The following is an 18,850-nucleotide window of genomic DNA, read 5'->3' on the forward strand; positions in this document are numbered from 1 at the left end:
TAGAATTATGCAGCGGGGATTATTGAAACTTGTTGACGTTTTTTATCTTTTCTGTGAAAAGATACAACTCCATCAACCAATGCAAAAATCGTATGGTCTTTTCCCATACCGACATTTTTACCAGGGTGAACCTTAGTTCCTCTTTGGCGGATAATGATATTACCGGCTACTACAGCCTCTCCACCGAATTTTTTTACACCTAGTCTTCTACCAGCCGAGTCACGATTATTCTGTGTACTACCTTGACCTTTCTTATGTGCCATCTTAGATCTCCTTGAGTTTTTTTAGCTTATGCTGCTATATTTGTAATACGAACGCGCGTATAATCTCTTCTAAAGCCTCTTTTTACTTTAGAGTCTTTACGGCGACGCTTTTTAAAAGTCACGACTTTCTTCTCACGACCTTCATTGATAACCTCAGCAGTTACAACAGCGCCGTCTACAAATGGTGCTCCAACTTTAAGTTCGCCTGCATTAACAGCTAGAACTTCTTTAATCTCGATAGAAGCTTTAGGCTCAAGAGACATTTTATCTAATAATAAAATATCACCCTCTTGAACTTTATACTGCTTGCCACCGTTTTTGATAATTGCGTACATCTACAATTCCTTAAATCTTTAAATACTTGGGTCCCCGTGGGTGTTTAATCTACATTCCCATTGGTTTTGTTTCTACAAAAAGTTCGGAATTATACTCTTACAAGCTTTAAGTATTGTTTAATCATAAAATTATATTTCAATATTTTTACTCTCATAGAACTTTTTTAACCATAAATCGAGCGGAGCTATAAATCTATATATAACAGGTACCACAAGAAGAGTAAGAACCATTGAGCTTAAAAGCCCTCCGATTATGGAGATCGCCATCGGCGCTTTTGTCTCGCTTCCAAGTCCCTCTCCAAGAGCAAGAGGAAGCATTGCAAAGACCATTGCAATGGTGGTCATAAGTATCGGGCGGAGTCTCTTCTCTCCCGCTTCTATAAGTGCCTCATCCGCATTTTTGCCGTTTTGCATAGCATGGTTTGCAAAATCAACAAGCAACACCGCATTTTTTCCAACCATTCCCATCAGAAGCATAAACCCGATCATAACAAAAAGACTAAATTGCAGCCCTGAGATGTAGAGTGCTAGCATAACGCCGATAATGCTAAGAGGAAGTGCAACCATTATGATAATGGGCTGAATAAGTGATTCATACAAAATCGCCAAGATAATAAACATCAAGATAACACTCAAAGCTATTGCTGCCGCAAAAGCATCTGCCGTCTTTACCATCTCTTCGGCAAATCCCGTAAATCTGTATGTCACGCCTTTTGGCAGCAGTTTTTCAATCTCCTCTTCGGTATAGGAGACCGCACCGCCAAGATCAAGTCCGAAAAGGTCTGCAAAAATTGTCACTTCTCTTTCTCTGTCAAAGTGGTTTATCGTAGCAAGCGTTTGGCTCTTTGTAAAAGTTACCAAGCCGTCAAGATAGACGAGCCTCCCCTCTTTTGTTCTGACTTGAAGTTTTTTAACATCCGCCAAAGAGACTCTCTCTTCATCGCCAAATCTCAACGTAATGTTGTACTGTTTACCATCCTCTTCAAAATAGGATATTTCCAGATCGCTTGAGAAGGCTATAGATATTGCCTCTGCTATATCCGATGCTGAAACTCCCAAACTAGATGCATTTTCTCTTAAAATATTTATATCAATTTGTGGTTTTGGCTCATCCAAATCTGTGTCAATATCGACAAACCCCTCTTTTTTTGAGAGATACTCAACCAAATTTTTCTTAGCCCTCTGCAGATCTTCAAAGGAGTCGGACTTTAATACTATCTGATAAGGAACCGATACTCCTGCACCTTTAATGTCGGGAATCGCCGAGGCGGTTATGAACATATCTTTTTTAAAGACCTCAAGCTTCTGCCTAAAATCTTGAATGATCTCCTCTTGGCTTTGCTCTCGTTTATCTTTTGGAGTAAGTTTTACATAGATAAGCGCTTTATGCTTCTCCTGGTTTGTGTTGTAGCCTACATTTAAGGTCGTATATTCTACATGAGGATTGGCTCGCACCAACCCCTCAACCTTTTTGGACTTTTTCACCATCTCTTCAAGCGAGATCCCTGCATCTGCTTTTATCTTTATCTCAAACTCCGACTTATCCTCTTTTGGTATAAAATCCATACCGATCTTTGGAAATAGCGATAGCGAGCCGAAAAAGAGTATAAGTGCAAAAATCAGAGTAATAGTTTTAAACCTTAGAACCACTTTGAGCATCGCTTCATAGATGCGCTCAAGATATCTGAAAATAGGCTCCGTTAAATTATAGAACCTGCTCTCGCCTCCCTTTAAAACCCTAGCACTCAAACTCGGGATAAAACTAAGAGCAATAGTGTAGGAGATGATGATGGCAAACCCGACGGTCATGGCAAAGCTCTCAAAGAACTTGCCGACTATTCCGCTCATAAGCGAAACAGGAATAAAAACCGCCAAAAGCATTGCAGAGATAGCCAAAATGGTAAAAGCCATCTCTTTTGTACCCTCGTAAGCAGCCTCAAACTTGCTCATGCCCGCTTCCATCTTTTTGTAGATGTTCTCAATAACCACGATCGCATCATCTATGATAATACCGATGGCAAGAGTAAGCCCGATAAGAGTCATTTTGTTGAGATCAAATCCCATGTAGTTCATAAGCGCAAAGGTGCCTAAAATAGATGAGGGTATGGAGAGAGCAGAGACAAAGGTGATGGTAAAATTTCTTAAAAAGATAAAAACGATGATCGCGGCTAAGATCGCACCGTAGATAAGGTCAAACTCGACATCTTTTAAAGAGTTGATGATAAATGGCGAGGTATCGTTTAAAACCTTGACTTCAAACCTCTCTCCTGCCATGGCTTCAAGCTGCGGAACAACCTTTTTTACGCGCTCTACAATGCCAAGAGTATTTGTGCCTGAGATCTTTTGAACCTCAAGCATAACACCCTCTACACCGTTGTATGAAGCGTAACTTTTGGCGTCACTTAGAGAGTCTTTGACCTCGGCGATATCTCTTAATCTTATATTATCTTTTATCTTTATGTTCTTTAGCTCTTCAATGCTTAGCGCATCCGCTTTTGTTTTAAGTGTAAGCTCCTGCTCTTTTGTTATAAGCTTTGCGCCGCCTATCTTTACGTTCTCTCTGGCTACCGCCGAGTTTAGCTCTGAGATGGTGATAGCGTATTTGTTCAACTTATTTGTATTTGGAAATATCTTTATCTCTCTATCTTTATATCCGACGATATTTATTGCACCAACGCCGTTTATCTTCTGAATAGATGGCTTTACCTTCTCATCTGAAAAGAGCATAAGATTTTGAAGAGTATCGCCCTTTGCGGTTAAAAAGATGTTGATAATGGGCGCTGAGCCTATATCAAGCTTGCTTACAAGCGGAGTCTGGGCATCATTTGGGAGTTTCACGGCTGAGACTTTGTCTCTTACGTCATTTGTCGCTTCGTCAATATCACGCTCTAAAAAAAACTTTACCGTGACTACGCTCACACCGTCACTGCTGCTTGAAATTATGCTATCAATTCCGCCGATCCTTGATATGGCATCCTCTATCTCATCCGTCACCTGAGACTCGATCGTGCCCGCTTCCGCTCCCGGATAGTTTGTCTGAATGGTGACTATTGGAAAATCGACATTTGGAAATAGAGCCGAGGGCATATACTTGTAGCTCATAAAGCCAAATATTGCCAACGTGACAACATACATAAGAGTCGCGATCGGTCTTTTTATGGCTAGTTTATACATAGAGGCTACTTTTTGGTCTCAATATAACCATCCCCAAAGAGTCCTGCGGCAAAACCCTTTACCTCAACTTCTGCGTGCAGTTTTCTACTCTGCTTGTCCACATGCGGGTAGAGTTTTGTAATGACGCCTCTATGCTCTTTCTCATCCCCGTCAACCTTGTATCTAAAGCTCTGTCCTATCTTTACATCCTGCCAATACTTCTGGTCAAACTCCAAAACAAGCTTTCTCTCCACTCTGCTTTGCAGTTTTAAAACGACCTTTGGCGCCATCTCGGTTACGACATCCCCGATCTCTACGCTCTTTTCATATACAACACCCTCAAACGGAGCGTAAAGCATACTCTTTTTATAGAGTGCCTCTCTGTATGTGAGGTTTGCTTTTGCAAGTTCAAGCGCTGTTTTTGACTTCTCATAGGCAAGAGCGTAGATATCAAACCTTGCCTCATCTATGAGATGGCGGACTTTTTGTTGTCTCTCATAATCTCTTGCGGCATACTTATACTCAACCTCTGCATTTGCCAACTCTGCTTTTGCAACATCCAAGAGCGCTTTTATATCGTCATTAGCAAGCACTGCAAGCAGATCTCCCTTTTTTACGCTGCTAGAGACCTCTGCACGCACCTCTTTTACAATTCCGCCTGCATGAAACGCCAAAGCCGCATCTTTAAGAGGCTCTACGAAAAAGTTTGCATAAACATCCTGTGCATTGAGGCTTAAGAGGCTAAAAAGCACACCAAATAATATCTTAATCACTGTATAAACTCCTCTAAATTTCTGCCGCTGTAGAAGTAGTACGCGGCATATGCTACCTGCAGATCATTTAATGAACTCTCATAAAGAGAGGTAGCATCTGTTTTAGCACTTAGTGCGTCCAGATAGATAACATAATCCACCAAACCCGCACTGTACTTCTCGTTTATGGTCTTAAATGCGCTTGATGCAGCGACCAAGGAACTTTTTGCGCTCTTTATCTTCACTTTTGCGCTCTTGATTCTCTCTTTTGAGAGCCCATAACGAAGCTTCTGCTCTTTTGACATATATTTTATCTTCTCATTCAGAGCCTTTGCATTTAGAAGCAGAGAATCTCTTTGCTCTTTTGTAGCGCTATAGTCAAAGATTCTCATATTCAGAGTAAGCATAAATACATTTTGTCTATCAATCTTTGCAAAGTGATCCTCGGCTATATCTCCATACTCATAAACCGTGTAGGTATCCTCCGCTTTTATATTTGGATAGTAGATGCTCTCGATAGCATCTGCGCTATTTTTAAGAGCTCTCTCTTTATAGATAAGCGACTTTATGGCATCTTTGGTCTCAATGTCGCTAATATCCACCTCTTTAAAGTGGGAATCATCAAAACTCTCTATCTCTCTGCCGACTTTAAGCTCCAGAGAGCTTTTACGCTCAAGGAGCTCGTAGCTGAGCGACTCTATCTCATAAAGAGCTCTCTCATAAGATGCTCTGAGCCTCTCTACGTCATCCTCTGTAGCCAGTCCCGCGCCTCGAAACTGTTTCACTCTCTCAAGCTGTTCATGCAGAGATTTTTTAGCGTCCTCTTTTGCTCTGAGGCTCGCTTGTAAAGTTAAAATGGTGTAAAAATCTCCGACTATCTCCAAAGAGAGCTCTTGTTTTAGGCTCTCTTCATCATGCAAGCTTGAAGAGAACTCATCTTTTGCTTTTTGCACTAGTGCTGATCTTGCTCCGCCGTCATAAATATCAAACTCTGCTTTGGCGTATCCTGCATAGACATCTTTTATCTGAAAAACTGTTCTGTCGCTTGTGTTTGTGTAGGAGGCACCGATATCTACGGTAGGAAGATAGCCGCTCTTTTTTGATTCGACTTCTTGGAGTTTTGATTCTTTTATATATTTTGAAGATTTTATATTGTTGTTATTTTGATAAGCATACTCTAAAATAGATTGCAGGCTCTCTGCCGCCGCAAGAAAGGGCAGCATCAAAAAGAGGAGTTTTATCATTGTACCAGCGCTACTGCATCGATCTCTACAAGTGCATTTTTTGGAAGCGTCCTAACTGCGACAGTTGAACGGGCAGGTTTGTGAGAACCAAAAGCCTGGGCATATATCTCATTGACCGTTACAAAATCATCCATTGAGTCTAAAAATATAGTCGTTTTAATGACACTCTGCATTGAAGCTCCAGCCTCTTCTAAAACTGCCTGAAGATTTTTCAGTACCTGTTTTGTCTGAATAACCACATCATTTTCAAGCATAACTCCCTCAGGAGTAAGCGCAATCTGCCCCGATGTAAAAACCATACCGTTTGCTACTACAGCTTGAGAGTATGGACCTATTGCCGATGGCGCCTTGTTTGTTTGTACGAATTTCATTATGTTATGTGTCCTTTTTATTAGTTTATTAAAGTTCCTGCAAAATTAAAACTCTTTTGCCTCTTTTACTTCATCCAAGAGTTCATAAAAGCCCTCAACGCTTCTGCCGCCGATAGTCGTCAGGATCACTTTGCCATCTTTTGTCAAAAAGTAATGTCTTGGAACAGGGGTTGTCTCAAGGTGAGAAGGAATATCGTCTATGTCTCTTGAGAGATAGATAAGTACGTAACTCTTTTTAAGCCTCTGTATCACCTCATCTTGAGATAGAACCTCTTTTTCAAACTTTTCGCAATATCTGCAATACTCAGAACCTATAAAAAGATAGATATCTTTCTTCTCCTTTTTTGCCTCTGCCAATGCTTCATCGTAATCACTCGGCCAATCAAAAGCACTAAGATTAAAGACAAACAGCATCACTAAAAGTAAATATCTCATACTATCTTACTCCCACGTATCTATTAAATTTTTAAAAACTTCATAAAGAGACTCGACCTCTTTTGCCGTCGTTCTTTCATTTACTGCATGAATTGTATCATTTATTACACCAAACTCTACAACGTCGATTCCCATCGGAGCCATGTGCCTTGCATCTGAAGTTCCGCCTGCTGTGGAGTGCTTGGGTTTAATGCCCGTTACTTTTTCTACTGCGCCATCTATATTTCTTACAAGCTTTGTATCTGTATCTGTTTTAAATGGGTATGAGCCTTGAGTGAGTTTCAGCTCATAATCCACCCCCTCAAGATTTTTAGCCACAAACTCTCTCACCTCTTTTTGCGATGTAAGCGTTGTATTTCTTACATTAAACATCAATTTGAGCTCATTTGGAGTCACGTTTGTCACCTGCATACCCGCACGTATGTCTGTGATGACAAATTTGCTCGGTGCAAAGAACTCATCTCCGTTGTCCAGATCCATTCCAGCCATATTTGAGAGTCTTGGAGCAATAAGGTCTATCGGGTTTATAGATTTCTCAGGATAGGCAGCATGTCCCTGCTTGCCCTTTATGGTTATATATCCGTTTATTGAGCCTCTGCGGCCGACTTTAATAGCATCGCCGAACTCTACCTCGCATGTAGGCTCAGCTACGACTGCGGCATCTGGAAGCATAGAGTTCTCTTTTAGGTATTTTAAGACCTCTATCGTTCCGTAAGTTCCCTCGCCCTCTTCATCTGAGGTTAAAAGTGCAGAGAGTGTTCCTTTGAAATCTTTTGTCTCTTTTAGGGCTTGAACAAATGCAGCAACACCGCTTTTCATATCCTGAGTGCCGCGTCCGTATATGTAACCGTCCTTTTCTACGGCTTCATAGGGGTTTGTATTCCAACCGTTCCCCACAGGAACTACATCTACATGTCCTGCAAAACAGAGATGTTCACCCTCACTAAATTTTTTATAAATAAAGAGGTTTTTAACGCCCTCTACATCTACACGCACAGCTTTAAAATCGTCTAAATAACTCTCAATAAAATCCAAAAGCCCGCCGTCATCAGGCGTCTCACTCTTTTGTTCTACCATGTATTTAAAAAGTTCTAATGTTTTCATATATTGCCTAATCTTTTTAACTGATCGCGAATTATACTATATGTTATTATTTTTCACACTTTGTAAATTGTAATTCCCGTTAAAGAAAAAATTGTTACTAATAGTTTTTCATAAAGCATTTTATGCTAGAATAGCAGCAAAATTATTCGAGGATCTATTTGTTATGCTAGCAGAAATCAAAGATAACCGTCAAAACTACGTTGAAAAGATTATAAACAATTTAGATGAATACTCCTACAGAAACAAGAGATATCACATCAATTTTGCGGTTGCCATTGTCTACTGTACCAAAAATATCGATCTTAGAGAGATAATAGACGTTAAAAGAAAAACGGACAAGTATATATCTCTGGATAAAAACCTATCTTGTGTTGTTTTTGACTGTATCGATTCCGAATCTTCCCAGAGAGCCGCTTTAAATCTTCAAAAACAGGTTGAAGAGAGCTGTCTGAGCGAGGACTTGTTTATGGAGGTAACTACATCTATTGAGTATGAAAGTGCTCCAAAAATGACCAATTATCTTTTTGACACGCTTGAAGAGTTTCTTTACCATATTGAGGTAGAGAGCAAGTTAGCTGCTATAAGCTGATCTAATCCCAATCATCCAAAGCGAATCCTTTTGGATTTGCATTCTCTTTTGTCTTGTTTATCTCCGGTTCGGTATCCTTTTGCTCACTTTTTTTGCGCAGCTGCTCCTCATACTTCAACTCTAAACCGTTGCTTGTCATCACAAAACCCTCTACTTTGATCTTACCCTCATGTATCGCTTTATGGTGCTCTTTACACAGCGGAACAAGATTATGCTTAGAGTCCTTGTGAAAGTGATCAATAAAGCCTTTTGCATCTGCCAATGATTTATGGTTTATATGATGTACGTCATCTGCCATTGCACCGCATATAATACATTTGGTCACATAGAGCTCTTTGTTGTATTTGCTCGTTTTTTTCTTAACAAGAAGTTCTAACTCGTCAAAATCCTTTGCAAGTCTTTTTCTGATCCTGTTTGCCGTATCTAAAAATTCGCTGTCCATATGAAGAGACTTTGCGAACTCCAGCCCGTATATACTGCTTCCGCTTCCTGCTTGAAGGACTCTGTTAAATATAAGCTTATCTGACATCTCATCATACTCTACGCTAAGGTGCAGATCTACGACGTTTTTAAGCGCTCTTATCTCCTGCATGGTTGAGAGCTGATGAAGATGTGTGGCAAAAAGAAATATAGAGCGCAGAGATGAGAGCTTGATGATGGCGCTTGAGACTATGGCAACGCCTGAGAGCGTCTCTGTTCCGTGGCTTATCTCATCTCCAAGGATCAGTGAGCGCACGGTTGCACGGTTAAAAATATTTTTAAGCTCCAGCATCTCAACGGCAAAAGTTGAGAGCCCTTTTGCAAGGTTGTCTCTTGATACGATCCTTGTAAAGAGAGAATCAAAAAGTGAGAACTTCATAACAGATGCACTTACAAAAAAACCTGCCTGAGCCATAAGTGTTGCAAGTCCGATACTCTTCATTAGTGAAGATTTTCCGCTTGAGTTTATGCCGTAGAGCAAGACTCCGTTGATCTGATGACCGTCATGGAGCGTAGAGTCGAGCATCACGGTTGTCGGGTGGGGAAGATCCATGTATGAGCGCTCCCCCATAACTATGTCGTTTGGAACATAGATACCGCTATTCTCCTGTATCTCTATAAGCGGGTGGCGAAGCTGCATTATCTGCATAAAATTTTCATCCGCTTCTACATCCACTATCATAGGTCTTGAGTGTTTGTACATCTCGGCTGCTTTTGATGAGCTGACACCTACATCCAAGTCGGCGACATAGTTTATCACCCTATCAAAAAGAAGAGAGTATCTTCTCTCATAAACACCTTGAAGCTGAATAAATCTCTCTTTTGCAAGAGTGATTATTTTGCGGCGGTTTTTCATAATAGTATCTGAGATGTCATCGGTGAAGCTGGATGTTATCTTTACGTTGTTTGTCAGTTTTTTAACCGCAAAATCTTTAAAATCCTCAGATCTTTTAAACTCAGACTCTATCATCGAAAATCTGTTTTTGCTAAGAGAGATATAGTAGCCCTCTTTTTCTAAAAAGCCTAAAGTGACCAATTTTGAGCTGCTTAGTGCATTGGCATCCTCAAGCATAAGCTCGATCTTTGAGACGATCTCTTCAAATGCCTTAAAAAAGGTTCTGTTCTCTTTTACCAAAGTGTCGATCGTCTCATCGACACCACTCATTAAGAAGTTCTCATCTACCGTTGCATTTGTAAAACGGCGGGATACATCCAGATCTATGCTCTTGGCAATATCTCTTAAAAACTCATCGACTTCGCTTTCGTGAAAGGGTATCTTTTGTATCTTATGTTTTTTGGCATATCGTATCAGCTCTTTGACACTCAGCATCGAGTCGTAGATGTGGTTCATCTCAAAAGGGTGCAACTTGCCAAGATCGAGTCTGCGTGAGAGTCTCTCAAGATCATAAACTCCGCGCATTATCTCATCAAGATATCTTGTATGTGATGAGACCTTCTCTATTAAGTCGTATCTTCTCTCAAGCTCCTCCCTCTCCATAATAGGGTTTAAGAGTCTCTCTTTTAGAAGTCTTCGCCCTATTGCCGTTGCACTCTTATCAAGCATCTTTAAAAGAGTGAACTCTTTTTTATCTCTTGAGATAACGCCCATCTGTTCAAGCGCGCTGTTTCCAAGGTACATAAAACGGCGGTTGTCTATTATTTTTGGATAATCCAGTTTCTGAATGATGTGGATGTCGTGTTCGATCACAAAGTCAATAAGTATCGCGAGCGACTCGGTAATCATCGGACTTCTCTCAAGGTCTAGATGCTCTATGGCAGATAGTAGAGATTGAATTTGATATACCTCGCGAAAAAGCTTGTTTTGAAACTCGATTTTTTCTCTTTTGTTGTTTACGCTGTAGTTGTAATGCTCGGGAATTTCAAGATAGTGCATGACACGGCGCTGGTCATCGACTCCGTCCAAAAATGTCACAACAACTTCTGAAGTGCGGTAGGTGTTTAGCAGATTAAATAGCTCATCTAATGCATAAGAGGGGTCTTCGCTTGTTCCGTGACTCTCATATAACCATGTTTTTCCTGTAGTTACGTCGATCGCGCTGTAGCCTACTGTATATATGCCTTTATGTTTGTCAATCAAAATTGATGCTATATAGTTATCGTCATTGTCGATGATGTAGTCAAAATTTGTTCCCGGAGAGACTATCTGTGAGACATATCGGCTTATTTTTGGAGGATTTCCCTTCTGCTTTATAACTACTACGGTGTATTTCTGCTCCGAAATAAGACGGCTTAGGTATCTCTCAAAAGAGACAGCAGGAACTCCTGCTAAGAGAGGGTTTTTATCGCTATTTTCAATGATGTTTTTATTTTTTTTGGTCAACTGGATATTTAAGAGTTCGGCGATCTCTTTTGCTTTTCCGACCTGCTCTTCGTCGTTGTTTATCTCATAAACTTCAAAGAAGGTCCCTATCTCCATAAAAACAACGGTATCTCGCCCGTACTTCTCTTCAAAATACCTCTGCAGCTCAAAATATACTTGAGTAAGAAGCTTCTCTTTGTTGTTTAAAATAGAGTTTATCTCAGATGCAAACATAAATCACTTTTATCTTTATTTTTAATAAAGTGGATTATATCACAAAGAGTATTTAATAAAAAGTAACACCTCTATTAAAATATAAGATAAATTTATGACATTTTATTGACAACAAAATAAAACTTTACTATAATCACAAAAAACAAAATCTAATAATAGGGAATCTAATCTATGAACATCAAAATAGCTCTGGCACTAACGCTGGCAACTGCCCTCTTCTCTCAAGATATAAAAACTACAATCAACGAAATTCTCTCGACAAACCCGATTATTTTAGAGAGACTTAAAAACTACAATGCAACCAAAGAGGACATTACAACCGCTCAGGCTGGATATTTTCCAAAGATAGACTTATCTATGGGAATTGGTAAAGAGGATGGTGAAAAACCGGTAGACCAAGAGTTTGATTATAGTGTTTATCAAAACTCTATCACTTACACACACAATCTCTTTAACGGTTTTGAGACAACTCACAGAGTAGGACAGCAAAAAAACAGAACTACGGCTGCGGCTTACAGCTATGTAGAGAAAGTAAATGACACCTCTTTTGAGACGCTAAACAGCTATTTAGAAGTGATGAAAAACAGCGAACTTCTTAATATACAAAAAGAGAACATAGAGATAAATACAGAGATATTTAAAAAAGTACAAAAACTCTACGACTCTGGGCTTACTACACTCTCAGAAGTAAACAAGATCGAATCTGCGCTCTCTCTTGCAAAATCAAACTACGTCGTTCAAGAAAATACTCTTCTTGATGCAATGCACAAAATGAAAAGATTGCTCGGACGCTATCTAGAACCTTCTGCAATGACAAGACCGCAAGATGTAGCACTTCCTCAAACTATAGAAGAAGCAACTAAGCTTGCAGTGCAAAACAACCCGTCTCTTCTTGTAGGTACTTATAATATAAAGATGGCAAGAGAGAGATTCGAAGAGAAAAAAGCTCCTTTTTTCCCATCTATAGATCTTGAAGTATCTAAAAGTATGAATAAAAACCTAAGCGGCATCGAGGGCAATTACGATAACCTAAGAGCTATGGTATACCTGAAGTACAACTTCTTTAACGGCTTTGCAGATAAGGCTGAAGTTCAAAAAAGCATAAGCTCTATCCATCAGGAGATTGAGACAAAAGATAAATTAAGACGTGAAGTTATTGAGGGGATGAACCTTGCATGGTCTGCAAATGAAAAACTATCATCACAGCTTGAACATCTAAACGAATATAAAAGATTCTCACTTAAAACTCTAACTCTCTACTCTAAAGAGTATGATCTGGGTCGTCGCTCGCTGCTTGATCTTCTATCTGCTCAAAATGATTTTATTGCAGCAAAAGCACAGATCATAAATACAGAATACAATCTGCTTTTTGCAAAATATAGAGTTCTAGATGCTATGGGAACTCTAGTTTCAACGGTTCTTGGAGAAGAGAACACATCATACGCAAGCGTAGGACTTAATGGAGAAACTCCAAAAAATAGTGATAAACTACCGATCTCTTATGATAGATAACTAAGACAATTATACAAAATAAGATTTCAAAAGGTCCCAAATGCTTTTAACAAGAGCTGAGAATTTAAAAATGGATGCCTTGCTTGACTGCTTGGTACTGTTTACAAAGCTATATCACAAACCATTTTCAGCCGAAGCTCTAACGGCAGGATTGCCTATAGAGCCAGGAAGCGATTCTCCTGAACTTTTTTCAATAGATAATGCAAAGGGTCTTTTTTCCCGTGCCGCTGAAAAAGCGGGACTAAAGTCTTCACTTATTAAAAGACCTCTGTCTCAAATTTCACCTTTGCAACTACCTATGATACTTCTTCTTTCCAACCAAGGGGCATGTATTTTAGACAGCTTCAATAAAGACGGCACAATGGCAAAGATCGTTATGCCTGCGGAAGAAGCGATTGAGCAATGGGTAGATATAGAAGTCTTGGAAGATGAGTATATCGGCTTTGGCTTTATGATAAAAAAAGCTTTTGAGTACGGCGAAAAAAACTCCAGAACACTTCATCTTAACCAGAAACACTGGTTCTGGAGCACAATAAAACTCTCATTACCGATATACAAAGATGTACTATACGCTTCACTGCTAATAAATCTCTTTGTGCTTGCTGCTCCGCTTTTTACTATGAATGTTTATGACAGAGTAGTGCCAAACAATGCTATTGAAACTCTTTGGGTCTTTGCAATCGGGGTAAGTGTAGTTTATATTATAGATACATTTTTGAAATTCACCAGGACCTATCTCCTCGAATCGGCTGCGAAAAAGAGCGATGTCATTATGTCATCGATAATCTTTGAAAAAGTGCTAGATCTAAAAATGGCTCATCATCCCGCATCTGTCGGCTCTTTTGCAAGTAATATAAAGGATTTTGACTCTATTAGAAGCTTTCTTACAAATGCTACAATGACGGCTATCATAGATCTTCCATTTACCGTTATATTCCTCCTTGTAGTCGGTTATATAGGCGGCTGGATTGTTCTTATTCCAATAATTACCATGTTTTTTATAATAACTTATGCTTTGATCATAAAAAAACCGCTTCAAGAGAGCATAGAGAGCACACATGAGGCAAATGCCAAAAAAAGCTCTATCCTTATAGAGTCTCTTAACAATATAGAGACTTTAAAAACTCTAGGCGCAATCAACCAATCTCAATGGAAGTGGGAAGAATCAACAGGAGAGATAGCCTCAAAAAGTCTAAAGTCTAGACTTTTGTCGGCATCTATACCTACAGTAACTCAGTTTCTTATCCAGCTGAACACCGTTATGATAATTGTTGCAGGTGTCTATCTTATTCAAGAGTTCGAGCTATCTCTTGGTGGACTTATAGCCATTGTAATACTAACATCAAGAATATTGGCACCGATGGGTCAAGTTGCGGCACTTTTAACAAACTACGAAGATACAAAGACATCTTACGAAATCTTAAATGAGATAATTTCTCAGCCAAGTGAAAGACCTAACGGCAAAAAATTTCTGCAAAAGCCTAATTTCAGCGGCCACATAGAGTTTGCAGACGTCACCTTCTCTTATCCAAACAGTGACGTACCGGCACTCAAAAATGTCTCTTTTACTATTAACCCAGGAGAGCATATCGCCATTATAGGCAGAATAGGTTCAGGCAAGAGCACTATTGAGAAGTTGATCTTAGGGCTCTATGAACCTGATTCAGGTCAGATTCTTATAGACGGTATAGATATAAAACAGATAGACCCTGCAGATTTGAGAAAAAATATCGGCTATGTATCGCAAGATATTATGCTTTTCCGCGGAACAGTAAAAGATAATATTACCTTTTGTGCAACACACGCAAGTGATTCATCTATGATTCGCGCCGCACAGATCAGTACAACTTCAGACTTTATAAAAAAACACCCTAAAGGGTATGAGATGCCAATAGGAGAGCGCGGGCAGGGGCTATCAGGTGGTCAAAGACAGAGCATCGGAATTGCTCGTGCATTTCTGCTAGACTCTCCTATTATGCTGCTTGACGAGCCTAGTAACGCTATGGATCAGATGACGGAGACAAAACTTCTAGATAATATGTCTGTGGCACTAAAAAGAAAAACTGCGCTGATAGTTACCCAGAAGATGACTCTTTTAAAAATAGTAGATAGAGTGATTGTTATGAATGAAGGAAAAATTTTCATAGATGCTCCTAAAGAGGAAGCACTCAAGAAACTCCAAAACAACCAAGGAAATGGTCTTGAAAAAAAATAGTAAGCCATTTGAGTATACAAAAAACGACTATGAGTTTATGAACAGCCTTAGTGCTGCAGTTTTGGAACAAACACCCTCAAAAATGAGCAGAGTCATCAAGATATGGCTTTTTACTATTTTTGCTTTTTTGATCTGGGCATCATTTACAGAAGTAGATGAGATAACAAGGGGAGACGGAGATGTAATCCCTTACGGACAAAATCAAATTATTCAAAACCTAGAGGGCGGTATCGTAGAGTCAATTTTAGTTGAAGAGGGACAAGTTGTTAAAGAGGGAGAGATTCTTCTAAAAATAAACAATGCAAAATCAGTCTCTAGCTCTAAAACAAACAAGGTGTCATACTATGAACTTGAGGCAAAGAGATTGAGACTTTATGCCGAAGCGAACCAACTGCCGTTTCAAGAAGTGCATACAGACGATCAAGAGCTACAAAAACAGATTGCTCTCTCTAAAAATCTATATAACTCGAACAAGAAGGAGTTTAATGCAAAGAGCAGTTCCTTTGAAAGCCAAATAGAACAAAAAGAGCAGGCTTATAAAGAAGCCGAAGCAAGAGTAAAGTCTCTGCAAAAGTCTTTAATGTTCGTAACCCAAGAGATTGAGATGACGGAGCCGATGGTTAAAGAGGGAATTAAATCAAAAGTTGATTTTTTGAAACTTAAAAGAGAAGCCAGCAACATAGAAAATGACATAGAAGCGACAAGACTCTCTCTTCCAAGACTATATTCAGCTATCGAAGAGGTAAAAAACAAAAAAGAGGAGTCAAAACAGCTCTTTATAAATACGGCAAAGAAGGAGCTGAGCGAAGTCGTTGCTGAGATCTCCAGACTTAAGACCCAACAGATAGCCTACAGTGACCAAGTTGAGAGAACAATGGTTAAATCTCCCGTTGACGGAATCGTTCAAAAACTATTTATTAACACCGTTGGCGGAGTAGTAAAACCTGGGGCAGATCTGCTAGAGATAGTTCCGACAAATAAAAAGCTTTTTTTAGAGATTAAAATAAAACCTAGCGACATTGCATTTATACATCCGGGAGCTGAGGCAAAAGTAAAGATCTCCGCTTACGATTATGCCATTCACGGCGGACTTGTGGGCAAAGTAGTCAATATATCGCCTAGCACCGTTACCGACAATAAAGACAACACCTTTTACATCATACATATTATTACAGAAAAAAACTACTTAGGCACGGAAGCAAATCCGCTGCATATCATCCCGGGGATGACTGTAAATGTTGATATTGTAACAGGAAAGAAAACAGTTATGGGATATATTTTAAAACCTATACTAAAATCAAAACAATATGTTTTTTCGGAAAAATAGATGAAAATAGTACTTTTTAGTTCAGACTTTAATACTCTTGATGAGTGGAAAAGTAAAAAAAAAGATCTTAAGACAACTATGTGTTATGAACGCTCCTCTCTTGAAGATGAGCTAAAAGCAGATAGAGAAGTTTTCGTAATAGCGGACTATGACTCTGTCGCACCGGATGTGAACAATCTTATTGCATCTGCTTTAATACCAAAAAATTTAGTAGTTCTTGAAAAAGCGCCATCGGTTGTAACGGGAAGAATGCTCGTTCTTCGCGGAGTTAAAGCATACGGAAATTCTAAGATGCATGCTACTCACTTCGATAAAATGATTAAAACTGTTACTGATGGAAAAATATGGACATACCCTGAACTTACGGCTTTTTTAGTAAAAACAGACAACAAAAACGCGCTCAGTGAAGACTCTAAAAAGTTGATTGAGGAGAGATTGTCAGAAAAAGAGTCTCAAGTACTTTTTTTGATACTAAAAGGGTTTACAAACGATGCAATAGCATCAGAGCTAGAGATAACTACAAGAACTGTAAAAGCTCATGCAAGCTCAATCTTCTCAAAACTTCATGTCAACGATAGACTCTCTTTAGCTTTACTTCTTAAATAAAAACAGCACATAAAAATCTATGTGCTGTTTCTGATTTACTTAAGAGTACTTAACCTCTATATCATCTTGAATCTGAAGCTTAACTGTTGTGTCTTGCGTTGATGTATATTCATTAAAGCCTGCCTGACTTTGATTAGCTGATGCGCTCCAATTGTCTGTTGTTTTTAAAGAAACACTATCTTCTGTATCTCCTGTAACATATAAAATATTATCCTCATCTGTAATACTCATAACATCGTTGAGCGATAAACTTATATCTTGTACACCATCACCTAAATGTATCTCTTCTATATTTTTTATCTCATTGGTTACTAAGCTAAAATCTATAGAGCTTTCAACAACTAAAATATCATAACCAGCTCCTGCATCAACATCTGTTGCAGATTCAAATGTAATAGTGTCGTTTACTATCTTTAGATTTAACACATCAGTATGGCTGTCACCGTCATTATCAACTACAGTTATATTGAACTCTTCCGACAAATAATTACCTGAGCTTACAGTAGATGTGTATATATAGTCTCCAGTGTCAAAATCAAGTTCCATTGTACCTTCGCTAAGAGTAATTTCCTGCTTCGGATTACCGGCATCATAAGTATATAAAATGTTATTGTATGTCAACTCAGAGATGTTTCCTCCGTCTGCACCGAAACTAATGCCCACAGAACCATCCAAGCTATATAAACTTCCCTCTACTATCTCTATATTTGACGTTATTGTATCACTTAACTGTGTAGCATCACTTACAACAATAGCGCTTTTACCGTCTTGCACTTGAACAAGGTCTAAGTAATAAGTAGAAAGATTATCTCCGATCCCTATAACATTTAGATCTATATTATTTGAATCAATAAAAGTTGTCCAATTAGTTACATATGGAGTATCTAACCAACCGCTCTCACTATCGGTTCCTACATTCCTCTTGACATCTTTGCCCTCATTATTTTCTACAGTCGGAGCACCGTCGGAGATAAAGTAGGCAACCGTATTGTCTGCCACCGGCAATCCTGTATTATATGTTAAAGATGTAGTCTCTAAAGCAGCCTCATAGTTTGTATATACACTTGTCAGACCTGTAATTGTCGAGCCGTCGTACAAAACAGTGTTTGTAGAGTGATTCATTGTCAATTTGCTTAAGTAATCCAATATCTCTGTTTCATTTTTCCAGCCTAAACTTACCGCACCGCCGTTAAATAGCGTTAAGTTTACATTTACATCACCTTGCTTGGAGTAAGCATTTATGGTGTCTAGTAATGCCTGTTTTGCAATATCAAAACGAGTTGTTGTTCCGGTAACTATATCATCCATCGAACCTGAGACATCTAGAGTAAATACAATATTTGTATTAACTGCATCTGGAGAAGATACATTAATAGATGTTGTATTGTTTATAATAGGGGCATCATCAGCAATTGTAACTATTAAATTTGCACTCTGAGTCACTCCTAATGAGTCCGTAACACTATATGTAAATATGTCAGTAGCATTCTCTGACACAGAGTGGTCAACAGGATTTATAAGAGTATAAGTATAATCACCAGTAGCTATATCAACTATAAGTTCATTACCCTCAGCCGTTGTGACCGTGATCGTATCCGTACCTACTGCCGTAGTGCCATCTGCAATAGATACACCGCTAAGAACTGCACCGGTCGGCAAAATATCATCACTTAAAAGATTGCCGCTTGCTGTTTCTGCATCGCTTATACTGCTAGTTCCTATGGTTAATGCCGCTTCATCTACTTGCGCAAAATTATCGTTTAATATCGGAGTGTCGTTTGTACCTGTGATTGTAATAGTAATATCATGAGTAGTACCGTCTACGCTTTGGACAGTGAATGTCTCAACTTTTGTTTGAGCTTCGCCAAGGTATTGAACTGCTGCGTTAGAAACTTCGTATGTCCACTCTC

The 18,850-nt window shown here is 39.1% G+C and carries 15 protein-coding genes; 5 read left to right on the plus strand and 10 right to left on the minus strand.

Annotation, left to right across the window (positions count from 1 at the left end; genetic code table 11):
- Nucleotides 1-5: 5 nt before the first annotated feature.
- The 8 genes from rpmA to dapE all read right to left on the minus strand — a co-directional run bounded on the left by rpmA (nt 6) and on the right by dapE (nt 7,657).
- The gene (gene rpmA, locus FCU45_RS06610; protein ID WP_137013552.1) at nt 6-263 is read right to left on the minus strand and encodes a 50S ribosomal protein L27; all 258 of its coding nucleotides are present in this window, start codon (nt 261-263) and stop codon (nt 6-8) included.
- 26 nt (nt 264-289) lie between these two features.
- Entirely contained in the window at nt 290-598 is a 309-nt protein-coding gene (rplU, locus tag FCU45_RS06615; RefSeq protein WP_137013554.1) for a 50S ribosomal protein L21, read from the minus strand.
- Nucleotides 599-727: 129 nt separating this feature from the next.
- Nucleotides 728-3,772 carry an efflux RND transporter permease subunit gene (locus tag FCU45_RS06620; RefSeq protein ID WP_137013556.1) on the minus strand — a complete coding sequence of 1,015 codons (3,045 nt, stop codon included), beginning with the start codon at nt 3,770-3,772 and terminating at the stop codon, nt 728-730.
- Between the two features lie 5 nt (nt 3,773-3,777).
- Nucleotides 3,778-4,524 carry an efflux RND transporter periplasmic adaptor subunit gene (locus tag FCU45_RS06625; protein ID WP_137013558.1) on the minus strand — a complete coding sequence of 249 codons (747 nt, stop codon included), beginning with the start codon at nt 4,522-4,524 and terminating at the stop codon, nt 3,778-3,780.
- Entirely contained in the window at nt 4,521-5,747 is a 1,227-nt protein-coding gene (locus FCU45_RS06630; RefSeq protein WP_137013560.1) for a TolC family protein, read from the minus strand. Before FCU45_RS06630 ends, FCU45_RS06625 begins: the two co-directional genes overlap by 4 nt.
- Nucleotides 5,744-6,118: a RidA family protein gene (locus tag FCU45_RS06635; RefSeq protein ID WP_137013562.1), complete on the minus strand. Its 375-nt coding sequence runs from the start codon at nt 6,116-6,118 to the stop codon at nt 5,744-5,746. Before FCU45_RS06635 ends, FCU45_RS06630 begins: the two co-directional genes overlap by 4 nt.
- A gap of 45 nt (nt 6,119-6,163) precedes the next feature.
- Complete coding sequence (locus FCU45_RS06640; protein WP_137013564.1) at nt 6,164-6,553, minus strand: thioredoxin family protein; 390 nt, start codon at nt 6,551-6,553, stop codon at nt 6,164-6,166.
- Between the two features lie 6 nt (nt 6,554-6,559).
- Nucleotides 6,560-7,657, minus strand: coding sequence for a succinyl-diaminopimelate desuccinylase (dapE, locus tag FCU45_RS06645; RefSeq protein ID WP_137013566.1), 1,098 nt, complete (start codon nt 7,655-7,657; stop codon nt 6,560-6,562).
- A gap of 163 nt (nt 7,658-7,820) precedes the next feature.
- On the opposite strand from dapE, the gene FCU45_RS06650 reads away from it, so the two are divergent.
- Nucleotides 7,821-8,246: a hypothetical protein gene (locus FCU45_RS06650; protein ID WP_137013568.1), complete on the plus strand. Its 426-nt coding sequence runs from the start codon at nt 7,821-7,823 to the stop codon at nt 8,244-8,246.
- A gap of 1 nt (nt 8,247) precedes the next feature.
- On the opposite strand, the gene FCU45_RS06655 is transcribed toward FCU45_RS06650, so the two are convergent.
- Nucleotides 8,248-11,280, minus strand: coding sequence for a MutS-related protein (locus FCU45_RS06655; protein ID WP_137013570.1), 3,033 nt, complete (start codon nt 11,278-11,280; stop codon nt 8,248-8,250).
- Nucleotides 11,281-11,451: 171 nt separating this feature from the next.
- Here FCU45_RS06655 and FCU45_RS06660 point away from each other — a divergent pair, with 171 nt between their 5' ends.
- From FCU45_RS06660 to FCU45_RS06675, 4 genes are read left to right on the plus strand one after another with little or no spacing between them, the layout of a single operon-like run.
- Nucleotides 11,452-12,792: a TolC family outer membrane protein gene (locus FCU45_RS06660; protein ID WP_137013572.1), complete on the plus strand. Its 1,341-nt coding sequence runs from the start codon at nt 11,452-11,454 to the stop codon at nt 12,790-12,792.
- Nucleotides 12,793-12,832: 40 nt separating this feature from the next.
- Nucleotides 12,833-15,007, plus strand: coding sequence for a type I secretion system permease/ATPase (locus FCU45_RS06665; protein WP_137013574.1), 2,175 nt, complete (start codon nt 12,833-12,835; stop codon nt 15,005-15,007).
- Entirely contained in the window at nt 14,988-16,334 is a 1,347-nt protein-coding gene (locus FCU45_RS06670) for an HlyD family type I secretion periplasmic adaptor subunit (RefSeq protein ID WP_246032260.1), read from the plus strand. Before FCU45_RS06665 ends, FCU45_RS06670 begins: the two co-directional genes overlap by 20 nt.
- Nucleotides 16,335-16,940, plus strand: coding sequence for a response regulator transcription factor (locus tag FCU45_RS06675; protein WP_137013578.1), 606 nt, complete (start codon nt 16,335-16,337; stop codon nt 16,938-16,940).
- A 39-nt stretch (nt 16,941-16,979) separates the two neighbouring features.
- On the opposite strand, the gene FCU45_RS06680 is transcribed toward FCU45_RS06675, so the two are convergent.
- Nucleotides 16,980-18,850 (minus strand): VCBS domain-containing protein (locus tag FCU45_RS06680; RefSeq protein WP_137013580.1); only part of this gene is annotated, 1,871 nt, incomplete at its 5' end.

It is taken from the genome of Sulfurimonas crateris (genome assembly GCF_005217605.1).
GTDB classification, from domain to species: domain Bacteria; phylum Campylobacterota; class Campylobacteria; order Campylobacterales; family Sulfurimonadaceae; genus Sulfurimonas; species Sulfurimonas crateris.

Coding starts and splice junctions, on each gene's coding strand:
- FCU45_RS06650 (WP_137013568.1), top strand. CDS start 7,821: ATGCTAGCAGAAATCAAAGATAACCGTCAAAACTACGTTGAAAAGATT.
- FCU45_RS06630 (WP_137013560.1), bottom strand. CDS start 5,747: ATGATAAAACTCCTCTTTTTGATGCTGCCCTTTCTTGCGGCGGCAGAG.
- FCU45_RS06675 (WP_137013578.1), top strand. CDS start 16,335: ATGAAAATAGTACTTTTTAGTTCAGACTTTAATACTCTTGATGAGTGG.
- dapE (WP_137013566.1), bottom strand. CDS start 7,657: ATGAAAACATTAGAACTTTTTAAATACATGGTAGAACAAAAGAGTGAG.
- FCU45_RS06620 (WP_137013556.1), bottom strand. CDS start 3,772: ATGTATAAACTAGCCATAAAAAGACCGATCGCGACTCTTATGTATGTT.
- FCU45_RS06660 (WP_137013572.1), top strand. CDS start 11,452: ATGAACATCAAAATAGCTCTGGCACTAACGCTGGCAACTGCCCTCTTC.
- FCU45_RS06665 (WP_137013574.1), top strand. CDS start 12,833: ATGCTTTTAACAAGAGCTGAGAATTTAAAAATGGATGCCTTGCTTGAC.
- rplU (WP_137013554.1), bottom strand. CDS start 598: ATGTACGCAATTATCAAAAACGGTGGCAAGCAGTATAAAGTTCAAGAG.
- FCU45_RS06635 (WP_137013562.1), bottom strand. CDS start 6,118: ATGAAATTCGTACAAACAAACAAGGCGCCATCGGCAATAGGTCCATAC.
- FCU45_RS06655 (WP_137013570.1), bottom strand. CDS start 11,280: ATGTTTGCATCTGAGATAAACTCTATTTTAAACAACAAAGAGAAGCTT.
- FCU45_RS06640 (WP_137013564.1), bottom strand. CDS start 6,553: ATGAGATATTTACTTTTAGTGATGCTGTTTGTCTTTAATCTTAGTGCT.
- rpmA (WP_137013552.1), bottom strand. CDS start 263: ATGGCACATAAGAAAGGTCAAGGTAGTACACAGAATAATCGTGACTCG.
- FCU45_RS06670 (WP_246032260.1), top strand. CDS start 14,988: ATGGTCTTGAAAAAAAATAGTAAGCCATTTGAGTATACAAAAAACGAC.